The organism is Streptomyces sp. NPDC087420 (genome assembly GCF_044744165.1).
Lineage (GTDB): Bacteria > Actinomycetota > Actinomycetes > Streptomycetales > Streptomycetaceae > Streptomyces.
Map to the genome: position 1 here is coordinate 182,242 of NZ_JBIUXU010000016.1, position 20,536 is coordinate 202,777.

General features: G+C 68.2%; 14 protein-coding genes. 9 read left to right on the plus strand and 5 right to left on the minus strand.

Annotated elements, in window-relative coordinates; translation table 11 throughout:
* Nucleotides 1-240 precede the first annotated feature (240 nt).
* The 8 genes from ACIO1C_RS30710 to ACIO1C_RS30745 all read left to right on the plus strand — a co-directional run bounded on the left by ACIO1C_RS30710 (nucleotide 241) and on the right by ACIO1C_RS30745 (nucleotide 12,161).
* On the plus strand, nucleotides 241-2,589 hold the full coding sequence (locus tag ACIO1C_RS30710) for an ABC transporter family substrate-binding protein (RefSeq protein ID WP_401869570.1): 2,349 nt from the start codon (nucleotides 241-243) through the stop codon (nucleotides 2,587-2,589).
* Nucleotides 2,590-2,913: 324 nt separating this feature from the next.
* Nucleotides 2,914-4,788, plus strand: a complete 1,875-nt coding sequence (typA, locus tag ACIO1C_RS30715) for a translational GTPase TypA (RefSeq protein WP_401869572.1) — start codon at nucleotides 2,914-2,916, stop codon at nucleotides 4,786-4,788.
* Between the two features lie 448 nt (nucleotides 4,789-5,236).
* Nucleotides 5,237-6,874, plus strand: a complete 1,638-nt coding sequence (locus tag ACIO1C_RS30720; RefSeq protein ID WP_401869575.1) for an ABC transporter substrate-binding protein — start codon at nucleotides 5,237-5,239, stop codon at nucleotides 6,872-6,874.
* A gap of 134 nt (nucleotides 6,875-7,008) precedes the next feature.
* Nucleotides 7,009-7,938 carry an ABC transporter permease gene (locus tag ACIO1C_RS30725; protein WP_401869577.1) on the plus strand — a complete coding sequence of 310 codons (930 nt, stop codon included), beginning with the start codon at nucleotides 7,009-7,011 and terminating at the stop codon, nucleotides 7,936-7,938.
* Entirely contained in the window at nucleotides 7,931-8,887 is a 957-nt protein-coding gene (locus ACIO1C_RS30730) for an ABC transporter permease (RefSeq protein ID WP_401869579.1), read from the plus strand. The genes ACIO1C_RS30725 and ACIO1C_RS30730 overlap by 8 nt, the downstream gene beginning before the upstream one ends.
* 11 nt (nucleotides 8,888-8,898) lie before the next feature.
* A complete protein-coding gene (locus ACIO1C_RS30735; protein ID WP_401869580.1) occupies nucleotides 8,899-9,957 on the plus strand; it encodes an ABC transporter ATP-binding protein in 1,059 nt (352 codons plus the stop codon).
* On the plus strand, nucleotides 9,950-11,098 hold the full coding sequence (locus tag ACIO1C_RS30740) for an ABC transporter ATP-binding protein (RefSeq protein ID WP_401869583.1): 1,149 nt from the start codon (nucleotides 9,950-9,952) through the stop codon (nucleotides 11,096-11,098). The genes ACIO1C_RS30735 and ACIO1C_RS30740 overlap by 8 nt, the downstream gene beginning before the upstream one ends.
* Before the next feature lie 133 nt (nucleotides 11,099-11,231).
* Complete coding sequence (locus tag ACIO1C_RS30745; protein ID WP_401869585.1) at nucleotides 11,232-12,161, plus strand: GNAT family N-acetyltransferase; 930 nt, start codon at nucleotides 11,232-11,234, stop codon at nucleotides 12,159-12,161.
* A gap of 190 nt (nucleotides 12,162-12,351) precedes the next feature.
* On the opposite strand, the gene ACIO1C_RS30750 is transcribed toward ACIO1C_RS30745, so the two are convergent.
* The 5 genes from ACIO1C_RS30750 to ACIO1C_RS30770 form a co-directional block, all read right to left on the minus strand.
* The gene (locus ACIO1C_RS30750; RefSeq protein WP_401869588.1) at nucleotides 12,352-13,419 is read right to left on the minus strand and encodes an ABC transporter ATP-binding protein; all 1,068 of its coding nucleotides are present in this window, start codon (nucleotides 13,417-13,419) and stop codon (nucleotides 12,352-12,354) included.
* 25 nt (nucleotides 13,420-13,444) lie between these two features.
* The gene (locus ACIO1C_RS30755; protein WP_401869590.1) at nucleotides 13,445-14,506 is read right to left on the minus strand and encodes an ABC transporter ATP-binding protein; all 1,062 of its coding nucleotides are present in this window, start codon (nucleotides 14,504-14,506) and stop codon (nucleotides 13,445-13,447) included.
* An 11-nt stretch (nucleotides 14,507-14,517) separates the two neighbouring features.
* Nucleotides 14,518-15,498: an ABC transporter permease gene (locus tag ACIO1C_RS30760; protein ID WP_401869593.1), complete on the minus strand. Its 981-nt coding sequence runs from the start codon at nucleotides 15,496-15,498 to the stop codon at nucleotides 14,518-14,520.
* An 85-nt stretch (nucleotides 15,499-15,583) separates the two neighbouring features.
* Nucleotides 15,584-17,368, minus strand: a complete 1,785-nt coding sequence (locus ACIO1C_RS30765) for an ABC transporter substrate-binding protein (protein WP_401869596.1) — start codon at nucleotides 17,366-17,368, stop codon at nucleotides 15,584-15,586.
* Nucleotides 17,369-17,445: 77 nt separating this feature from the next.
* The gene (locus ACIO1C_RS30770; protein ID WP_401869599.1) at nucleotides 17,446-18,474 is read right to left on the minus strand and encodes an ABC transporter permease; all 1,029 of its coding nucleotides are present in this window, start codon (nucleotides 18,472-18,474) and stop codon (nucleotides 17,446-17,448) included.
* Nucleotides 18,475-18,836: 362 nt separating this feature from the next.
* Between ACIO1C_RS30770 and ACIO1C_RS30775 the strand changes: the two genes are divergently transcribed.
* Entirely contained in the window at nucleotides 18,837-20,489 is a 1,653-nt protein-coding gene (locus ACIO1C_RS30775) for an ABC transporter substrate-binding protein (RefSeq protein WP_401869602.1), read from the plus strand.
* Nucleotides 20,490-20,536 lie beyond the last annotated feature (47 nt).

A 20,536-nucleotide genomic window follows, 5' to 3' on the forward strand; every position in this document is an offset into this window, starting at 1 on the left:
TCCACGTCTCGGGTGGCAGGCGGGGTAGCGGGGTCGTGGCCCCGACTGTCTACAGTATGCAATTTCGAGTGTCGCCCGTCACATGCCGTTTTCGCAAGGGTGCCGTTGGGCCGCACGGGTGGCGTTTCGGATGCTGGACGCCGTGTCGCCGTCATGGCCGCGCCTCTGTCCACTTCAGTGAGTGGGCAAATAGGTGTGATCATCTCTAAATTCCACAAACCGGACGAAGAGGTAGAAGCCATGTCCCACGTCGGCGCCCCACGCGGGAGGACATGCTCCCGAACCCTCCGCAGCGTGTCGCTCCTCACCACGGGCGTGCTCGCCCTGACCGTCCTGTCCGCGTGCACCGCGGAGAAGCCCGCCGGGCAGGCCCAGGCCGCCCCCGTGGACATCTCCCACACCGGGCGGGACGCGATCGCGCAGGGCGGCACGGTCCGGTGGGCGGTCGACACCGTGCCCACGACGCTCAACACCTTCCAGGCCGACTCCGACGCCGCCACCACCCGGATCGCCGGAGCCGTCCTGCCCGCGCTCTTCACGCTCGACCGCACCGGCAGCCCGCAGCGCAACGGGGACTACCTGGAGTCGGCGAAGATCGTCGACCGGGAGCCCAAGCAGGTCGTGCTCTACAAGCTCAACCAGCAGGCGGTCTGGAGCGACGGCACCGAGATCGGGGCGCCGGACTTCGTGGCCCAGTGGCACGCGCTGCGCGGCAAGGACTCCGCGTACTGGACGGCGCGCAACGCGGGGTACGAGCGGATCGAGAAGATCGAGCGCGGCAAGGACGACCTGGACGTACGGGTCACCTTCGACCGGCCCTACGCGGACTGGAAGTCCCTCTTCACCCCCCTCTACCCGAAAGAGGTCATGGGCTCCCCGACCTCCTTCAACGACGGGGCCCGGTCCACGCTGAAGACGAGCGCGGGACCCTTCGCCCTCAAGTCGGTGGACCGCAAGGCCAAGAAGGTCACGCTCGTCCGCAATCCGCGCTGGTGGGGGAAGCGGGCCAAGCTCGACTCGATCGTCCTGAGCGCGGTTCCCCGGAGCAAGCGCGCCGTCGCGCTGGCGGCCGGCACGCTCGACATCGCGGAGATCGACAGGAGCGCGGCGGAACGTATCACCGCGGCCGCCCGCGCCAAGGGCGGTACGGGGGGCCAGCCGCTGGCGCACGGTCCGGAGGCCGAGGCCGGGCCGGCCGCCTCGCTCCGGGCCCGCGCGATGGCGCACGGCTCTCCCGAGGAGAAGGCCGAGGCGGCGCGGTCGGCGCGCGAGCGGACGGCCGCGGCGGCGGCGACGTACGCCCGCGAACAGCGGAACCTGCGCGGGTACGTCGTACGGAAGTCGCTGGAGCCCGCCTACACGCAGCTGGCGCTGAACGGTGAGTCGGGACCGCTCGCCGACGAGCGGGTACGGCGGGCCGTGGCCCGCGCGATCGACCGGAAGCAGCTGGCCGACGCCGTGCTCAAGCCGCTCGGACTGCCGTCGAAGCCACTCGGCAGCCATCTGGCGCTGGCCGGACAGCCGGGGTACGCGGACAGCAGTGACGCGCTCGGCACCCAGGACACCCACGAGGCGCAGGCGCTGCTGGCCGACGCGGGCTGGACGCTGGGAGGGGCCCGCAAGACGGACGAGGGCACCAAGGCGGGCAGCGAGGGCGAGGGCAAGAAGTCCACGGACACCGGGAAGAAGTCCCCTGCCCCGGAGGCCACCAAGAAGGGCAGCGAGAAGGACACCGAGAAGCAGGCCGAGAAGAGCGCCCCGGCCGAAAAGACAGAAGAGAAGGCAGAAGAGAAGACGGAAGACAAGGCCGACAAGGCTGACAAGGCCGACACCGAGGGCGCCGGCAAGAAGACCGACACCCCCTCCGACGAGGGCTCCTACACCGTCGGCGACAACAAGCCCGCCCAGGACACCAAGCCCGGCGGCGTCGCCGGCGCGTACGCCCCGCGCGGCACCGAGGCCCCCGCCCCCAACGCCGGCCCGCTCGGCAAGGACGGCAAGGCCCTCACCCTCCGCTTCGTCCTGCCGTCCGGAGAGGGCTCGGAGTCCCTGAGGTCCGTCGGCCGCCGCATCTCGGCCATGCTCGACCGTGTCGGCATCGGCACGGAGACGATCAAGGTCGCCGACGACAGCTACTTCAAGGACCACATCGCCGCCGGCGACTACGACCTGGCCCTCTACTCCTGGCCCGCCACCGCCTACCCGGCGACCGACGGCCGCCCGATCTTCGCCAAGCCGGTGCCGGCCAGTGACGGCTCCCTCGTGGTGGAGCAGAACTACACCCGCGTCGGTACGGACCACATCGACCAGCTCTTCGACCAGGCCGCCTCCGAGCTGGACGAGGGCGAGGCCCGCGACCTCATGAAGAAGGCGGACGCCCGGATCTGGGCCGCCGCCGGATCCATTCCTCTGTATCAGCGTCCGCAGCTCGTCGCCACCAAGCCCGGTCTGGCCAACGCGGGAGCCTTCGGCTTCAGCGCCCCGCGCTACCAGGACATCGGGTTCAAGAAGTCCGGGAACTCAGGTCCGACAGGGGTGCCGACCGCCCTGCCGACCGCCGTCGTGACGTCGCCGGAGGCCGAGAAGTAGCAGGTCATCCCCGCCTTCCCGACGCCGGGAAGCGCAGGATCAGAACAATCCGCTTGCCCGCCGGTCTCCCCGGCGGGCAAGCTCGTTCCCGGCCCTCCGACCCGAGGGGCTCCGTACCCCGGCACCCCCCGCACCGCTCTCGCACCGCCCCCGCGCCGTCCTCGCGGCGCCCCGCGCACCGGGCCCCCGCGGCCCCGCTCCGCTCGGCCGGGGCAGCCCTTGTCACCCAAGCCCCGTACCATGGGACGAGCCGTGGCCTGTCCGCCCGGCGGGCGTACGAGCACACAACGCCGCATCCCACGATCGAGAGAAGCGCCAGCCAGCATGCCCACGCGCCACGACATCCGTAACGTCGCCATCGTCGCCCACGTCGACCATGGCAAGACCACTCTGGTCGACGCCATGCTGAAGCAGGCCGGCGCGTTCGCCGCGCACGCCGCCGAGCACCTCGATGACCGGATGATGGACTCGAACGACCTGGAGCGTGAGAAGGGCATCACGATCCTGGCCAAGAACACCGCCGTGAAGTACCACCCCAAGACCGGCGGGGACCCCATCACGATCAACATCATCGACACCCCGGGCCACGCCGACTTCGGTGGCGAGGTCGAGCGCGGCCTGTCGATGGTGGACGCGGTCGTCCTGCTCGTCGACGCCTCCGAGGGCCCGCTCCCGCAGACCCGTTTCGTCCTGCGCAAGGCCCTCCAGGCGCAGATGCCCGTCATCCTCTGCATCAACAAGACGGACCGCCCCGACTCCCGGATCGACGAGGTCGTCGACGAGACGTACGACCTGTTCCTGGACCTGGACGCGACCGAGGAGCAGATCGAGTTCCCGATCGTCTACGCGTGCGCCCGTGACGGCGTCGCGTCGCTGACCAAGCCGGCGGACGGCACCGTCCCGGCGGACAGCGAGAACCTGGAGCCGTTCTTCAACACGATCCTGTCGCACGTCCCCGCCCCGGAGTACGACGAGGCGGCCCCGCTCCAGGCGCACGTCACGAACCTGGACGCGGACAACTTCCTCGGCCGTATCGCGCTCTGCCGCGTCGAGCAGGGCGAGCTGAAGAAGGGCCAGACCGTCGCGTGGATCAAGCGCGACGGCACGATGTCGAACGTCCGGATCACCGAGCTGCTGATGACGGAGGCGCTGACCCGCAAGCCCGTCGAGCTGGCGCGCCCCGGCGACATCTGCGCCATCGCCGGTATCCCGGACATCATGATCGGCGAGACCCTGGCCGACCCGGAGAACCCGATCGCGCTGCCGCTGATCACGGTGGACGAGCCGGCGATCTCCATGACCATCGGTACGAACACCTCGCCGCTCGTCGGCAAGGGCGGCAAGGGCCACAAGGTCACCGCCCGCCAGGTCAAGGACCGCCTGGACCGCGAGCTGATCGGTAACGTCTCGCTGCGCGTCCTGGACACCGAGCGTCCCGACGCCTGGGAGGTGCAGGGCCGTGGTGAGCTGGCCCTGGCCATCCTGGTCGAGACGATGCGCCGGGAGGGCTTCGAGCTGACCGTCGGCAAGCCCGAGGTGGTCAAGAAGCAGGTCGACGGCAAGACGTACGAGCCGATCGAGCGCATGACGATCGACTCGCCCGAGGAGCACCTCGGCCCCATCACGCAGCTGATGGCGACCCGCAAGGGCCGCATGGAGACGATGACGAACCACGGGTCGGGGTGGATCCGCATGGAGTGGATCGTCCCGTCGCGCGGTCTCATCGGGTTCCGTACGGAATTCCTGACCCAGACGCGCGGCACGGGCATCGCCCACTCGATCTTCGAGGGCCACGAGCCGTGGTTCGGCGACCTGCGCACCCGTAACAACGGCTCGCTCGTCGCGGACCGTTCGGGTTCGGTCACCCCCTTCGCGATGATCAACCTCCAGGAGCGCGGTGTCATCTTCACCGAGGCCGGCACGGAGGTCTACGAGGGCATGATCATCGGTGAGAACTCGCGCGCCGACGACATGGACGTGAACATCACCAAGGAGAAGAAGCTCACCAACATGCGCGCGGCCTCCGCCGACAACACGGAGAACGTGGTGCCGCCGCGCAGGCTCTCGCTGGAGCAGTCCCTGGAGTTCTGCCGCGACGACGAGTGCATCGAGGTGACCCCGGAGACGGTCCGTATCCGCAAGGTCGTCCTGGACCAGAAGCAGCGCGGACGCACGGCGTCCCGCGCCAAGAACGGCTGAGGTGACACCCCGTCCGGACCAGGGCGCGCCCTGGTCCGCGACAAGGGGCTGACATCCTGTCAGACGACGGCCCGGCCCCCCGCTGGAACGCGGGGGGCCGGGCCGTTCGTCAATGGGTTTTCCTCGCCAGGTGTCCGGATATCGGCCACCGCTCACCGGAACATGTGTTAACGGTCCGTTTCGGGGGTGTCTGTCTATGATCATTTTGTCCGGATTTCGGGCGGACGGCCCAGGCTGATGTTGTCAAAACGAGACCCTTTAGCTGTGGTTTACAGCCGGGCCGTACCTAATAGTTGGCTCATTGAGCTCGGGTCAATGGGTCACGCGCAGTGGGGAGCGCCGACTCACGAGCACACTCGGGGCATTTGATCAGCTCGCTGTCAGGGGTGTCAGCGCGCGTAGACAATGCCCTTCTTGTTGTGACTAGTGGACTCATGAGGAGGAACCCATGCGTGGTGCCAAGAGCGCCAAGTGGGTCGCGGGAGCGATAATCGTCGCCCTGGCCGTAACTGCCTGTGGCGGCAGTGACAGTGGCAGCGACGACAACGGTGACAAGGCGAGCACAGGCTCGTTCGATCCGAACGGCAAGTTCTCCGTCGAGGTGGGTGAGCCGCAGAACCCGCTGCAGCCCGCCAACACCATGGAGTCCAACGGCAGCATCGTGATCGGGGCGCTCTTCCAGCAGCTCGTCGACTACGACGCCGCGGGCAAGATCGTCATGGTGAACGCCGAGTCGGTGGACACCACGGACAACAAGACCTACACGGTGAAGCTGAAGAAGGACTGGAAGTTCCACGACGGGACCCCGGTCACCGCCGAGTCCTATGTCAAGGCATGGAACTGGGCCGCGAACATCAAGAACAACCAGACGAACTCGTTCTGGTTCTCGGACATCGCCGGCTTCGCGGACGTCCACCCCGACAAGGGTGACCCGAAGAAGACCGAGCTGTCCGGCCTGAAGGTGGTCGACCCCACCACCTTCACGATCGAGCTCAGCACGCCGATCCCGTACTTCATCTACAAGCTCGGCTACGAGGTCTTCTCGCCGCTCCCCGAGTCCTTCTACGCCGACCCGGCCGCCGCCGGTGAGAAGCCGGTTGGCAACGGTCCCTACAAGTTCGTCAGCTGGGACCACAAGAAGAAGATCGAGGTCGCGGCCTTCGCCGACTACACCGGTCCGGACAAGGCCAAGAACGGTGGTGTGACGTTCAAGAACTACACCAACCTGGAAACGGCCTACGAGGACCTCAAGTCCGGCAACGTCGACGTCCTGCGGCAGATCGCGCCGAAGGACCTCCCCGTCTACCGTGACGACCTCGGCGACCGCGCCGTGGACAAGGCGTACTCCGCCGTCCAGTCGATCGTCCCGGCCTTCTACACCAAGCAGTGGAAGGACATCGACCCCCGCGTCCTCCAGGGCCTGTCGAGGGCGATCGACCGCGACACGATCACCAAGACGGTCCTCCAGGGCACCCGCGAGCCGGCGACGGGCTTCGTCGCCAAGGGCGTGCTCGGGTACCAGGACAACGTCGGCGGCGACGTCTTCAAGTACGACCCGGCCGCGGCCAAGGCGCTCATCAAGGCCGGCGGCGGTGTGCCCGGCAACAAGATCTCCATCCAGTTCAACGCCGACGGCGGCCACAAGGAATGGGTCGAGGCCGTCTGCGGCAGCATCACCCAGGCCACGGGCGTCGCCTGCACCGGGGACTCCAAGGCCGACTTCCAGGCCGACCTCGACTCGCGTGACGCGAAAGAGGTCAAGTCCATGTACCGCGGTGGCTGGGTGCTCGACTACCCGGTGAACGCCAACTTCATCCGTGACCTGTACGGCACCAAGTCGGACGGCAACACGAGCGGCTTCTCCTCGGCGAAGATCGACGGCCTGATCAAGGGCGCGGACGCGGCTCCCACGCTGGACGAGTCCGTCAAGCTCTACCAGGACGCCGAGAAGGAGATGGTCAACGAGATGCCGGCCATCCCGCTCTGGTACTACAAGGTCAACGCCGGTTACTCGGACAAGGTGTCCGGTGTCGACTACGCGCAGGACGGGGACCCGATCCTCACCAGCGTCCAGGTCAAGAAGTAGCAAACATCGCGCATCACGTGTCCGGTCCTGACTCAGTTCAGTGACACCGGGTGCGGGTGGCGGCCGGGGGGCCCTTCTTCCGAGTTCCGGGAGGGGGGCCCGTCGGCTGCCCCAGCGACTGACATGGAGGAATAATGGGGCGCTATGTCGCACGACGACTGCTCCAGATGATCCCGGTCTTCATCGGGACGACCCTGCTGATCTTTCTCATGGTGTATGCCCTGCCCGGTGACCCGGTGCGTGCCCTCTTCGGAGACAAGGGAGCCGATCCGGCGACCGTGGCGAGCATCCGGCACGACCTGGGCCTGGACCAGCCGATCCTGGTGCAGTACTGGCATTACCTGACCGGCCTGCTGCAGGGTGACTTCGGCACCCAGATAGCCAGCCGGAGACCGGTGACCGACGTCCTCGCCGACGCCTTCCCGGTCACCATCCGCCTCGCCGCGCTCGCGTTCCTCATCGAGCTGGTCTTCGGTATCGGACTGGGCATCATGGCGGGCATGCGCGCGGGGCGTCTGATCGACTCCGCCGTACTGATCTTCACGCTGCTGATGATCTCGGTGCCCGTCTTCGTGCTGGGCTTCATCTTCAAGACGGTCTTCGCGTTCCAGCTCGGCTGGACCGCCCCCAACGTCTCCGACGACGTCAAGTGGAGTGAGCTGGTGATGCCGGCCGTCGTGCTGGCCGGCCTCTCCCTCGCGTACGTCGCACGGCTGACCCGTACGTCGATAGCCGAGAACCTCCGCTCCGACTACATGCGGACCGCGGTGGCCAAGGGCCTGCCCCGGCGCCGGGTGATCGGCGTGCACCTGATGCGCAACTCGATGATCCCCGTCGTCACCTTCCTGGGCACGGACATCGGCGCCCTGATGGGCGGCGCGATCATCACCGAGGGCCTGTTCAACATCCACGGTGTGGGCGGCACGATCTTCGAGTCCATCCAGCGCCGCGAGGGCACCACCCTGGTCGGCCTGGTGACGGTGCTCGTCCTCGTCTATCTCGCGACCAGCCTGATCGTCGACCTGCTCTACGCGGTCCTGGACCCGAGGATCCGTTATGCCTGATCTGACCAAGACCGCGGTCGACAGCACCGCACCCGAGACCACGGCCGCCGTCGCGGCGGCCGGAGTGGCGGGACCGGCGATCGAGAAGCCGCGCTCCCTGTGGGGCGACGCCTGGCAGGACCTGCGCCGCAACCCGTACTTCGTGGTCTCGTCCGTCCTGATCCTCCTGCTGCTGCTCATCACGGCCTTCCCCGGCCTGTTCACCAGCGCGGACCCCGGCGTCGGCGACCTGAAGAACCACTTCCTCCAGAAGCCGCAGCTGGGACACGCCTTCTCCCCGGAGTGGCTCGGATACGACGGGCAGGGCCGCAGCGTCTACGCCCGCCTCATCTACGGGGCCCGCGCCTCGGTGATCGTCGGCATCGTGGTGACCCTGCTGGTCACCGTGCTGGGCGGCATCGTCGGCATGATCGCCGGGTACTTCGGCGGCATCGTCGACTCCATCCTGTCCCGGCTCACCGACATCTTCTTCGGCGTCCCGTTCCTGCTCGGCGCGATGGTCGTCATGAACTCCTTCGCGGAGCGCAAGGTGTGGGTCGTCGTCCTGGCCCTGGCCTTCCTCGGCTGGACCCAGATCGCGCGCGTGATGCGCGGTTCCGTCATCACCATCAAGCAGGCCGACTACGTGCAGGCCGCCAAGGCGCTGGGCGCGGGCACCACCCGCATCCTGTTCAAGCACATCCTGCCGAACGCCCTCGCCCCGGTGATCGTCGTCGCCACCATCTCGCTCGGCGGCTACATCTCGGCCGAGGCCACGCTGTCCTACCTGGGACTCGGGCTCTCCGCGCCGACCATCTCGTGGGGCATCGACATCTCGGACGGCGCCAACCAGATCCGGGTGGCCCAGCACATCCTCATCTACCCGTCGATCATGCTCAGCATCACCGTGCTGGCGTTCATCATGCTCGGCGATGCGGTGCGCAACGCCCTCGATCCGAAGCTGCGCTGAGGGAGGCGTACATGACCATCATCGACAAGACCTCGGCGGCCTCCGCCGCACAGGACGACGCCGCCTCCGGCGGCCCGTTGCTCGAAGTCCGTGACCTGCACGTCGAGTTCGCCACCCGTGGCGGAGTCGTCAGGGCCGTCAACGGCGTCAACTACAGTGTCGCCGCCGGCGAGACGCTCGCCGTCCTCGGCGAGTCGGGATCCGGCAAGTCCGTGACCGCCCAGGCGATCATGGGCATCCTCGACATGCCGCCCGGCCGCATACCCAAGGGCGAGATCCTCTTCCGCGGCCAGGACATGCTCACCATGTCGAACGAGGAGCGGCGCCAGCTCCGCGGCCGCAAGATCGCGATGATCTTCCAGGACGCGCTGTCGTCTCTCAACCCGGTGCTGACCGTGGGCTACCAGCTCGCGGAGATGTACCGGGTGCACCTGGGCCTCTCCAAGAAGGAGGCCAAGGCCAGGGCCATCGCGCTGATGGACCGGGTGCACATCCCCGCCGCGAAGGACCGGGTGAACGACTACCCGCACCAGTTCTCCGGCGGTATGCGCCAGCGCATCATGATCGCGATGGCGCTCGCCCTGGAGCCCGACCTGATCATCGCGGACGAGCCGACCACCGCGCTCGACGTCACCGTCCAGGCCCAGGTCATGGACCTGCTCGCGGAGCTCCAGCGCGAGTTCAACATGGGCCTGATCCTGATCACCCACGACCTCGGCGTGGTCGCCGACGTCGCGGACAAGATCGCGGTGATGTACGCGGGACGGATCGTCGAGACCGCACCGGTCCACGAGATCTACAAGCGGCCCGCCCACCCGTACACCCGGGGACTCCTGGACTCGATCCCGCGGCTGGACCAGAAGGGCCAGGAGCTCTACGCGATCAAGGGCCTGCCGCCCAACCTGCTGCACGTCCCGTCCGGTTGTGCCTTCAACCCCCGCTGCCCGCGTGCGCAGGACATCTGCCGCACCGAACTGCCGCCGCTGCACGCGGTGACCGAGCAGGACGGAACCGAACTGCCCGGGCGGGGTAGCGCGTGCCACTTCTGGAAGGAGACGATCCATGGCTGACCTCGGCCGGCAGGGCGAGCCGGTGGACGCCACGCCCAACGTGACCGACGTCGAGATAGTCGACGCGGCCACCGACAGCGCCGCCGTCGCGGCGATCGAGGCGCCGGTGGAGCGCGGGGAGCCCATCCTCCAGGTGCGCAACCTGGTCAAGCACTTCCCGCTGACCCAGGGCATCCTCTTCAAGAAGAACGTCGGCGCCGTGAAGGCCGTCGACGGCATCTCGTTCGACCTCTACCAGGGCGAGACCCTCGGCATCGTGGGCGAGTCCGGCTGTGGCAAGTCCACCGTCGCCAAGCTCCTGATGACGCTGGAGAAGGCCACGGCCGGCGAGGTGTTCTTCAAGGGCCAGGACATCACCCGGCTCTCGGGCCGGGCGCTGAAGGCGGTGCGCAGGAACATCCAGATGGTGTTCCAGGACCCGTACACCTCGCTCAACCCCCGCATGACGGTCGGGGACATCATCGGGGAGCCCTTCGAGATCCACCCCGAGGCGGCGCCCAAGGGTGACCGGCGGCAGAAGGTCCAGGACCTGCTCGACGTCGTGGGGCTGAACCCGGAGTACATCAACCGGTATCCGCACCAGTTCTCGGGCGGTCAGCGCCAGCGCATCGGCATCGCCCGGGGCCTCGCGCTCAACCCCGAGATCATCATCTGCGACGAGCCGGTCTCGGCGCTGGACGTGTCCGTGCAGGCGCAGGTGATCAACCTGATGGAACGGCTCCAGAACGAGTTCAACCTGTCGTACATCTTCATCGCGCACGACCTGTCGATCGTCCGGCACATCTCCGACCGGGTCGGCGTGATGTACCTGGGCAAGATGGCCGAGATCGGTACGGACACCCAGATCTACGACCACCCCACGCACCCGTACACACAGGCGCTGCTGTCGGCGGTCCCGGTGCCCGACCCGACCGCGCGTGAGGGCCGGGAGCGGATCATCCTCACCGGGGACGTGCCGTCGCCGGCGAACCCGCCGTCCGGCTGCCGCTTCCGTACCCGCTGCTGGAAGGCGGAGGACCGCTGCGCGACCGAGGTGCCGCTGCTGGCGGTTCCCGAGCGCTTCGTGGCGGCGGGCGGCGAGGTCGCGCACGAATCGGCGTGCCACTTCGCCGAGGAGAAGGACGTCGTCCACGCGGCGTAGTCCACCCCTCGTCCAGGGCCCGTGTCCGCGCATGCCGCGGACACGGGCCCGGCGTTTTCCCGGGCTTTTACGCAGCTTTCCCCGGCGGCGAAATTGCGTTGCGTACGGGGCGTACGGCCCCGAGATTGGGCGCATGGCCCTCACCCTGCGCCCGGCGACCCCCGGCGACGCCGCCGCGATCACCGATCTCGTCAACGCCGTCGACCTCATCGAGATCGGGCGCCCCGAGACCGATCTGCACACCATGGAGGCCGATCTCGAACACCCGGAGACCGACCTCGCGAAGGACTCGTGGCTGGCGTACGCCGACGGCGTCCTCGTGGGGTACGGCCTGGTGTGGGGCGACTCCGGCGCCGAGCGGATCGACATGGACCACTACGTGCTGCCCGACCGGCAGGACGTGGCGGTGCGGCTGCTGGACCTGATGGAGGCGCGGACGGTCGAGCGCGTACGGGCCAACGGCGCCGCGCGGGCCGTCGTCCACCTGCACCTCAACACCGAGCCCACGCTGGACACCGCGCTCATCGAGAAGCGCGGCTGGCGGCCGGTGCGGCGCTACCAGGTCATGGTCCGTGACGTGTCCCCGCGGGCCACGCCGGCGCCCACGCCGCCGTCCGGGGTGACCCTGCGGGACTGCACGGCCGAGGCCGACCACCGGCGGGCGCACGAGCTGTGCGAGCTGACCTTCGCGGCGCACTTCGACCACCGGCCGCGTACGTACGAGCAGTGGTCGCACGACCTGGACGCCGGGCGGCTCGACTGGTCCCTGATCAGGATCGCCTCCGTCGAGGGCCTGGGCGACGCGGGCGTGATGCTCGGCAGGGACGACCGCGAGGCGATGGGGTGGATCAACAACGTCGGGGTCGTCGAGGAGGCCAGGGGCCGCGGCATCGGCGGATTCCTGCTGCGGGACGCCTTCGCCGCGTTCGCGGCGCGCGGCAGGGAGAGCGTCGGCCTCGGCGTGGACACCGCGAACGAGACCGGGGCGCTGCGCCTGTACGAGAACAACGGGATGCGGACGCACTTCGCGGTGAACACCTGGGAGGTCGTCCTCCCGGTCTGAGACGGGGCGCGCGGGACACGAGACGGGACACGAGACGGGACACGCGACGGGACACGAGACCGGGAAAAGGCCCGCGCACCGCCCGTGGGGGCGGGTCGCGGGCCTCTCTTTTTCCCCGGGAACCGGTCTCATGGGGCTCGGGTCAATGGGCCGGGACCGGTTCTGGCGGCGCGGTTCGAGAAAGGGGTGTTCAGAACCGTGCCGGGGGGTCTGGGGGGAGAGGGGTGCCGGCGGCAACGCCCCGAGCCGCCGGCACCGTCTGTGGGTCCTCCGGGTAGTGGCACGCGGTCAGGTGGCCGGACCGGCTGCCTTCCACGCGTACCAGCGGAGGAGTCTCGGTCGCGCACAGGTCCGTGGCCTTCCAGCAGCGGGTGCGGAAGCGGCAGCCGGACGGCGGGTGGACCGGTGAGGGCACGTCCCCGGTGAGCAGGATCCGCTCGCGGCGCGGCACGTTCTCGGCGGTCGCCTCGGGCACGGCGGAGAGCAGCGCCCGGGTGTACGGGTGGCGGGGGTTGCCGTACAGGTCGTCGCGGTCGGCGACCTCCACGATCCGGCCCAGGTACATGACCGCGACCCGCTGCGAGAAGTGCCGCACGATCGCCAGGTCGTGCGCGATGAAGAGGAAGGCGATGCCGAGGTCGCGCTGGAGCTGCTGGAGCAGGTTGACCACCTGCGCCTGGATGGAGACGTCGAGCGCGGAGACCGGCTCGTCGGCCACGATCAGCTTGGGCTCCAGGGCCAGGGCCCTGGCGACGCCGATCCGCTGGCGCTGGCCGCCCGAGAACTCGTGCGGGAAGCGGTTGTAGTGCTCGGGGTTGAGCCCCACCGTCTCCAGCAGCTCCCGCACCCGGCGCTCCCGGCCACCGCGCGGATTGACGTCGTTGATCTCCATCGGGCCCGAGATGATCTTGCCGACGGTCTGCCGGGGGTTCAGCGAGGCGTACGGGTCCTGGAAGATCATCTGGATCTCGGAGCGCAGCGGGGCCATCTCCCGGCGCGAGGCGTGGGTGATGTCCCGGCCCCGGTAGGTGATCCGGCCCGCGGTCGGCTCCAGCAGCCGCGTGATCAGCCGGCCGGTGGTCGACTTGCCGCAGCCCGACTCGCCGACCAGGCCCAGGCTCTCGCCCCCGGCGACGGTGAAGTCCAGCCCGTCGACGGCCTGGACGGCGCCGACCGTCCGCCGGACCGGGAAACCGCCCTTGATCGGGAAGTGCTTGGTGAGCCCGGCGACGTCCAGGAGGGGTTCGGTGCTGTTCATGGGGTGAAGTCCCTTCTGTCGTACGTCAGTGGAGCCGGGAACCGGCGAAGTCGGCGGAGAACTCGACCCGTTGGGCGGCGGTCAGATGGCAGGCGGCCCCGCGCCCGTCCACCAGGTCGAGCGGCGGCTGTTCGGTCGCGCACCGCCCGCCGCCCACCTGCTCGGCGAAGGCGCACCGCGGGTGGAAGCGGCAGCCGGACGGCGGGTTGAGCAGGCTCGGCGGGGTGCCGGGGATGGGCGACAGCGGGACGTCCACCGGTCCGTCGAGGCTGGGCATGGAGCCCAGCAGCCCCCAGGTGTACGGGTGCTGGGGGGCGTTCAGCACGTCCTTCTTCGTGCCGCGCTCCACACAGCGCCCCGCGTACATCACCAGCACCTCGTCCGCGATGTCGGCGATGACACCGAGGTCGTGGGTGATGAAGACGATCGCCGTGCCGGTCTCCTGCTGGAGATCCTTGAGCAGGTCCATGATCTGGGCCTGTACGGTCACGTCGAGCGCGGTCGTCGGCTCGTCCGCGATCAGCAGCTCGGGGTCGCAGACCAGCGCCATGGCGATCATCGCGCGCTGCCGCATCCCGCCGGAGAACTGGTGCGGGTAGTCGTCCACCCGTACGTCCGGCTGGGGGATGCCGACCCGCCGCAGCATCTCGACCGCCCGCGCGCGGGCCTCCTTCTTGGAGGCGCCGGTGTGCTTGCGGTACGTCTCCGAGATCTGCCTGCCGATCGTGTGGTACGGCGACAGCGAGGCCAGCGCGTCCTGGAAGATCATGGACATCTTGTTGCCGCGCAGCCGCTCCAGCTCCCGCTCCGACGCGGTGAGCAGGTCCTTTCCCTCCAGGAGGATCTCGCCCTCCATCGTGGTGTGCCGCCGGTCGTGCAGTCCGAGGATCGACAGGTTGGTGACGGACTTGCCGGATCCCGACTCGCCGACGATGCCGAGGGTCCTGCCCTTCTCCACCTCGAAGGAGAGGCCGTCGACGGCCTTGACGGTGCCGTCCTCGGTGGAGAAGTGCACACGCAGGTCCCGTACGGCGAGGAAGGGGCCGGGGCCGGAGAGGGTGGGGCCGGAGAGGGCGGGGGTGGTCATGGGGATCTCTCCTAGGCGAGGCGTACGCGCGGGTCGATGAGGGCGTACACCGCGTCGACGATGATGTTGAAGACGACGATGGCGGTGGCGGCGACCAGGACGACGCCGAGCAGGAGGGGCAGGTCGTTGTCCTGGACGGCCTTGATGGAGAGGGCGCCGATGCCGTGCAGGCTGAAGGTCTGCTCGGTGATGATCGCGCCGCCGAGCAGATAGCCGAGGTCGAGGCCGAAGATCGTGACGATCGGGCCCATGGCGCCCCGCCAGGCGAACCGGAAGAAGACGGTCCGGCGGGAGAGGCCCTTGGCGCGCGCCGTACGGACGTAGTCCTCGCTGAGCGACTCGACCAGCTGGGAGCGGGCCATGCGGGTGTAGTTGGCGGTGAAGATCAGCGCCAGCACGAACCACGGCAGCAGCAGCCCCTGGAACCAGCCCCAGGGGTCCTCGGTGAGCGGGACGTACTGGGGGCGGCTGAGGAGGTGCCACTGGTCGGTCAGGTAGTACACCGCCAGTACCCCGACGATGTAGATCTGGAGCGAGGAGCCGATCAGCGAGGCCGAGGAGGCCACCTTGTCCAGCGCCTTGCCCTGCTTCACCGCGGCGAGCATGCCCGTACCGACTCCGACGATCACGAACACCACGGCGCTGCCGATGGAGAGCGAGATCGTGGTCGGGAAGCGGTCGAGGATCGTGCCGAGGACCGGCTCGCGGTTGTGGAAGGAGTACCCGAGGCAGGGCGCGGGGCAGTGCCCGAACGACGGGTAGTCGCGGCCGACGAAGACGGCTTGCAGCCAGTGCCAGTACTGCACGGGCAGCGGATCGGCGATCCCCAGGTTGCGGCGCACCAGAGCCAGGGTCTCGGGCGTGCAGACCTTGCCGCAGGCGACACGCGCGGGGTCGCGCGGTGCGACGTAGAAGAGGACGAAGGTGATCGCGCTGATGATCAGCAGGATCACGAGTGCGCCGAAGGTCCGGCGGACGAGGAAGCGGAACATGGCGATGGGTTTCCCTGGCAGGCGCCGATGACGGTGGGTGGGGCCGGCCGGTGGGGCGCCGAGTGCGGCGCCCCACCGGATCGCGTCAGGCCTTCGCGTACAGCTTGTAGAGGACGGACGCGGAGAACAGCGGGTCGAAGAGGGAGCCGCCGACCTTCGAGCCGTACAGGTAGAAGCGGCGCTGGTACGTCTCGGGGATGAGCGGCGCCTGCTCCGTCATGATCTTCTTGTCGAGCGCGGCCCAGGCGGCCCCGGCCTTCACCGGGTCCGGGATGACGACGTCCTTGTCGATCTGCTTGTTGATCGCCGGGACGTTGAGCTGGGAGATGTTGTTCGCGCCGTTGCCGATGGTCCGGCCGTCCAGGAGAGGCTGGATCAGCGTGTAGCCGGTCGGCCAGTCCGGGGCCCAGCCGAACCACATGACGTCGAACTGGTTGTCGATCTGCTGGATCTGGTCGTAGTAGCTCGTCGAGTCCAGCGGCTTGATGACCGGGTTGAAGCCGGCCTTCTTGAGCGCGTTCTCGATGACGACCTTGGTCTTGTCGTACGTGTCGCTCTGCGGGAACGCGTAGACGATCTTCTGACCGGTCTTGCCGGCCTCCTTGAGGAGCGCCTTGGCCTTCTCCGGGTCGCCCTGCGGCTTGGTGAGTTTGCCGTAGGCGTCGTACTTCACCCGGCCGAGGATGTCGGGGCTCAGGATGGTGGTCGCGTAGTCGCCGGCGGAGGGGCCGCCGTAGATCGTACGGATCTGCTCCAGCGGCCACGCGTGGATCAGCGCCTGGCGCACCTTCAGGTCGGGGATCCGCTTCATGTTGATCGCGTAGTAGTACAGACCGGTCAGCAGCCCGTCGATGGAGCGCTTCTTGAGCGTCGCGTCGGTGAGGACCTGCTGGATGCGCTCGGCGGGCACGTTGCCGTACGCCTGGAGCGCGTACTGGTCGTCGCCGGAGTCGGCGATGAGCCGGTCGGTCTGGGCCAGGCCCTGCGGGCCGAACTCGAAGGCGAAGCTGTCCGGGTAGGCGTTGCGGATCGAGTCCGTCGCGGGGTCCCACTGGGGGTTACGTACCAGCGTCATCGACTTGTCGACGGAGTGCTGCTTGATCTTGTACGGGCCCGCCGACACCGGGTCCTTGTCGTACTTCTCCTTGGTGTCCAGCTTGACCGGCACGGCGCCGTAGGAGTGCATCGCCAGCGTGAAGTTGAGGTCGGGGCGGGCCAGCTTGAGGTGGAAGGTGATGGTCTTCTTGGCGGTGTCCGTGACCACGGAGTCCAGGTGCTTGCCGCTGTACGGGCCCTTGTAGACGGACCGGAAGTCGGTGCTGCCGGTCAGCGCGTTCTGGAGGTAGGTGGCGCCCTCGGTGGTGAAGCTCGCGAAGCCGCGCTCGATGCCGTGCCGCACGTCCTCGACGGTCAGCTCGCTGCCGTCCTCCCACTTGAGCCCGTCCTTCAGCGTGAAGGTCCAGGTCTTGCCGGCGTCGGACATGGTGCCCGCGTCGGTGGCGAGGTCGCCCACCAGCTTCATGGTGCCGTCCGGGGCGATCTTGTAGCCGGTGAGGCACCGGATGTACAAGTTGCCGACCTGGGAGTTCCAGGAGAAGTAGATCCGCTGCGGGTCGAGGTGGGAGAAGTCGTCCACCCCGATCGGCCGCAGGGTGCCGCCCTTGGTGGCGCCGGTTATCTCGGGCGCGGGACCCGTCGAGTCCGACGCCGTACCGACGGTGACCGACTTGCCGGTGTACTTGTCCGCACCGGCCTTGGCGCCCCCGGTGCCGCCACCTCCGGAGTTTCCGCTGCTGCACGCGGCGAGTGCCATCGAGCCGCCGACGGCGACCGAGGTGGCGATCATGAAGTTCCTGCGGGAGAGGGACATTGCTTCCTGCCCTGGTTGAAGAGAGAAACGATGAGTCCGACGGGCGCCGTCGCCCGGACCGGAGGGAAGTCCTTGGTTCAGCGCCTGGTCCTGGGGTCCAGCGCGTCGCGCACCGAGTCGCCGAGAAGGTTGAACGCGATGACGAAGATGACCATCGCCACGCCCGGGAAGAGCATGAAAGTGATGTCGTTCTGGTAGATGTTCGAGCCGCGCTGGATCATCACGCCCCAGTCGGGGGTGGGCGAGGTCAGGCCCACGCCGAGGAAGGCGAGGCCCGCCTCGGTGGTGACGTACAGGGGGAGCGCGAGGGTCGCCTGGATGAGGATCGGCGTCCACAGGTTGGGCAGCAGCTCCTTGAAGATGATCCGCGCGGGGGAGGCGCCGGTCACCTTCGCCGCCTCCACGAACTCCCGCTCCCGCAGGGCCAGCACCTCGCCGCGCAGCAGACGCGCCATGGGCGCCCAGCCGAACGCGGTCATCACCGCGATGAGGCTGAACACCGTCAGCCAGACCGGGGTGTTCTCCTCCGGTGAGACGAGGATCGAGATCAGTACGGGCCACAGGGCGATGAAGAACAGCGTCGCGGGGAAGGCCAGCAGGATGTCGATGATCCGGCCGATGAAGAAGTCGGTCTTCCCGCCGAGGTAGCCGGCGGTGATGCCGACCACCACGCCCAGGCCGGTGACCAGCAGGGTGGTCGCGGTGGCGATCAGCAGCGAGTTGCGGATGCCGTAGAGCAGGAACGTGAAGACGTCCCGGCCGAGGCCGGGCTCCAGGCCGAACCAGAACTGCCCGCTGATGCCGCCGTTGGGCCGGATCGGGAAGCCGAACTCGTTGAGCAGTCCCGGGCTGTCCTGGCCGTAGGTGTCGTACGGGTTCTTCCCGTACACCTTGGCTATCAGCGGCGCGCAGACGGCCACGACGAAGAACAGGATCACGACGACGGCCGAGACAAGACCCGTGCGGTCCCGTTTGAAGCGCCGCCAGGCCAGCTGCCCGGGGGAGCGGCCCGCACCGCCCTTGGGGACGGGCGCGCCGGCCACCGCGGCGTCGCTGTCGGCCACCGTCTCGAAGGGGGCGGCGGCCGGGGGAGTGGAAAACGTCATGATGCTCCAGGCCCGGAGGGGACAGAGGAATCCGCGGTCGACCCACGGGCTATGCGGACCTTTTCAACGCAATTCATGCAGAGTCAATGAAATCCGGACGAGCTTGACGCCCTCTTTTGGGCCATGACCCGCGCATGACCTCGCCGGGATACGTGCTTGGTACACGCATGGGGGAACCGAAAAGACGTTCGGCCTCATATCGGGACAGTCCGGTCGATGAGTCCGATATGCGGGCACCCGAGCGCCGGAATGCGTACATCCGGATGGAGTCACGCTCATACGGGTGGGTTAAGTGTGCGTCTTGTTCCTTATGCCCTGATATTTGGGCGTACGCGAGACACGTACTCCGAGGAGGCAGTTCCATGCGTGGAGCCACGCACGCCAAGTGGGCCGCATGCACGGTGGCCGTCGCTCTTGCCGCGACGGCCTGCGGCAGCGGCAGCAGTGGGAGCGGCAGCGGCAGCAGCAGTAGTGGCAGCAGCGGATCCAGCGGGGTCGTGAGCGCTTCCTGGGGTGACCCGCAGAACCCCCTCGAACCCGCCAACACCAACGAGGTGCAGGGCGGCAAGGTCCTCGACCTGATCTTCCGGGGACTCAAGCGCTACAACCCGAAGACCGCCAAGGCGGAGAACGCGCTCGCGCAGTCCATCACCACCAAGGACGCCCAGAACTTCAACGTCACCGTCAAGAACGGCTGGACGTTCAGCAACGGCGAGAAGGTCACCGCGAAGTCCTTCGTGAACGCCTGGAACTACGGCGCGGCTCTGAAGAACAACCAGAAGAACGCCTCGTTCTTCCAGTACATCGACGGGTTCGACCAGGTCCACCCGGAGACGGGCAAGGCCACCGGCACCACGATGTCCGGCCTCAAGGTCACCGGCGCGCAGACGTTCACGATCCGTCTCTCGCAGAAGTTCTCCACCTTCCCCGACACCCTCGGGTACGCCGCCTTCTCGCCCCTCCCGCAGACGTTCTTCACGAACCACTCGGCCTGGCTCGCCAAGCCCGTCGGCAACGGCCCGTACCAGGTCCAGAAGTACGACCGCGGCTCCCAGATGTCGCTGCGCACCTGGAAGAAGTACCCCGGCCCCGACAAGGCCCAGAACGGTGGCGTGGACCTCAAGGTCTACACCGACAACAACACCGCCTACACCGACCTCGTCGCGGGCAACCTCGACCTCGTCGACGACGTCCCCGCGAACCAGCTGCGGAACGTGAAGTCCGACCTCGACGGCCGCTACATCAACACCCCGGCCGGCATCATCCAGACCCTCGCCTTCCCGTTCTACGACAAGGCCTGGAGCGGCCCGAACGGCGTCAAGCTCCGCACCGGCATCTCCATGGCGATCAACCGCCCGCAGATCACCGACACCATCTTCCAGAAGACCCGCACCCCGGCCACCGACTGGACCTCCCCGGTCCTCGGCAAGGCCGGCGGCTTCCAGGCCGGCCTCTGCGGCTCGAAGTGCACGTTCAACGCGTCCGCCGCCAAGAAGATGATCTCGGACGCCGGAGGCTTCCCCGGCGGCAAGCTCACCATCACGTACAACGCCGACACCGGCTCCCACAAGGTGTGGGTCGACGCCGTCTGCAACAACATCAACAACGTGGTGGGCAACGACAAGGCCTGCGTCGGCCGGCCCGTCGGCACCTTCGCGGACTTCCGCAACCAGATCGGCCAGCACAAGATGACCGGCCCGTTCCGCGCCGGCTGGCAGATGGACTACCCGCTGATCCAGGACTTCCTCCAGCCCCTGTACTTCACCGGCGCCTCGTCCAACGACGGCCAGTTCAGCAACCCCCAGTTCGACAAGCTGGTGAACCAGGCCAACGCCGAGACCGACGAGGCGAAGGCCGTCAAGACCTTCCAGCAGGCCGAGGGTGTCGTACGGGACCAGATGGCGGCCGTCCCGCTCTGGTACCAGAACGGCAGCGCCGGCTTCTCGGACAAGATCTCGAACGTCGCGCTGAACCCGTTCAGCGTCCCCGTCTACAACGAGATCAAGGTCGACTGACCCACCGCGGTGTACGGCCCGGCGCGCACCCCGTGCCGGGCCGCACA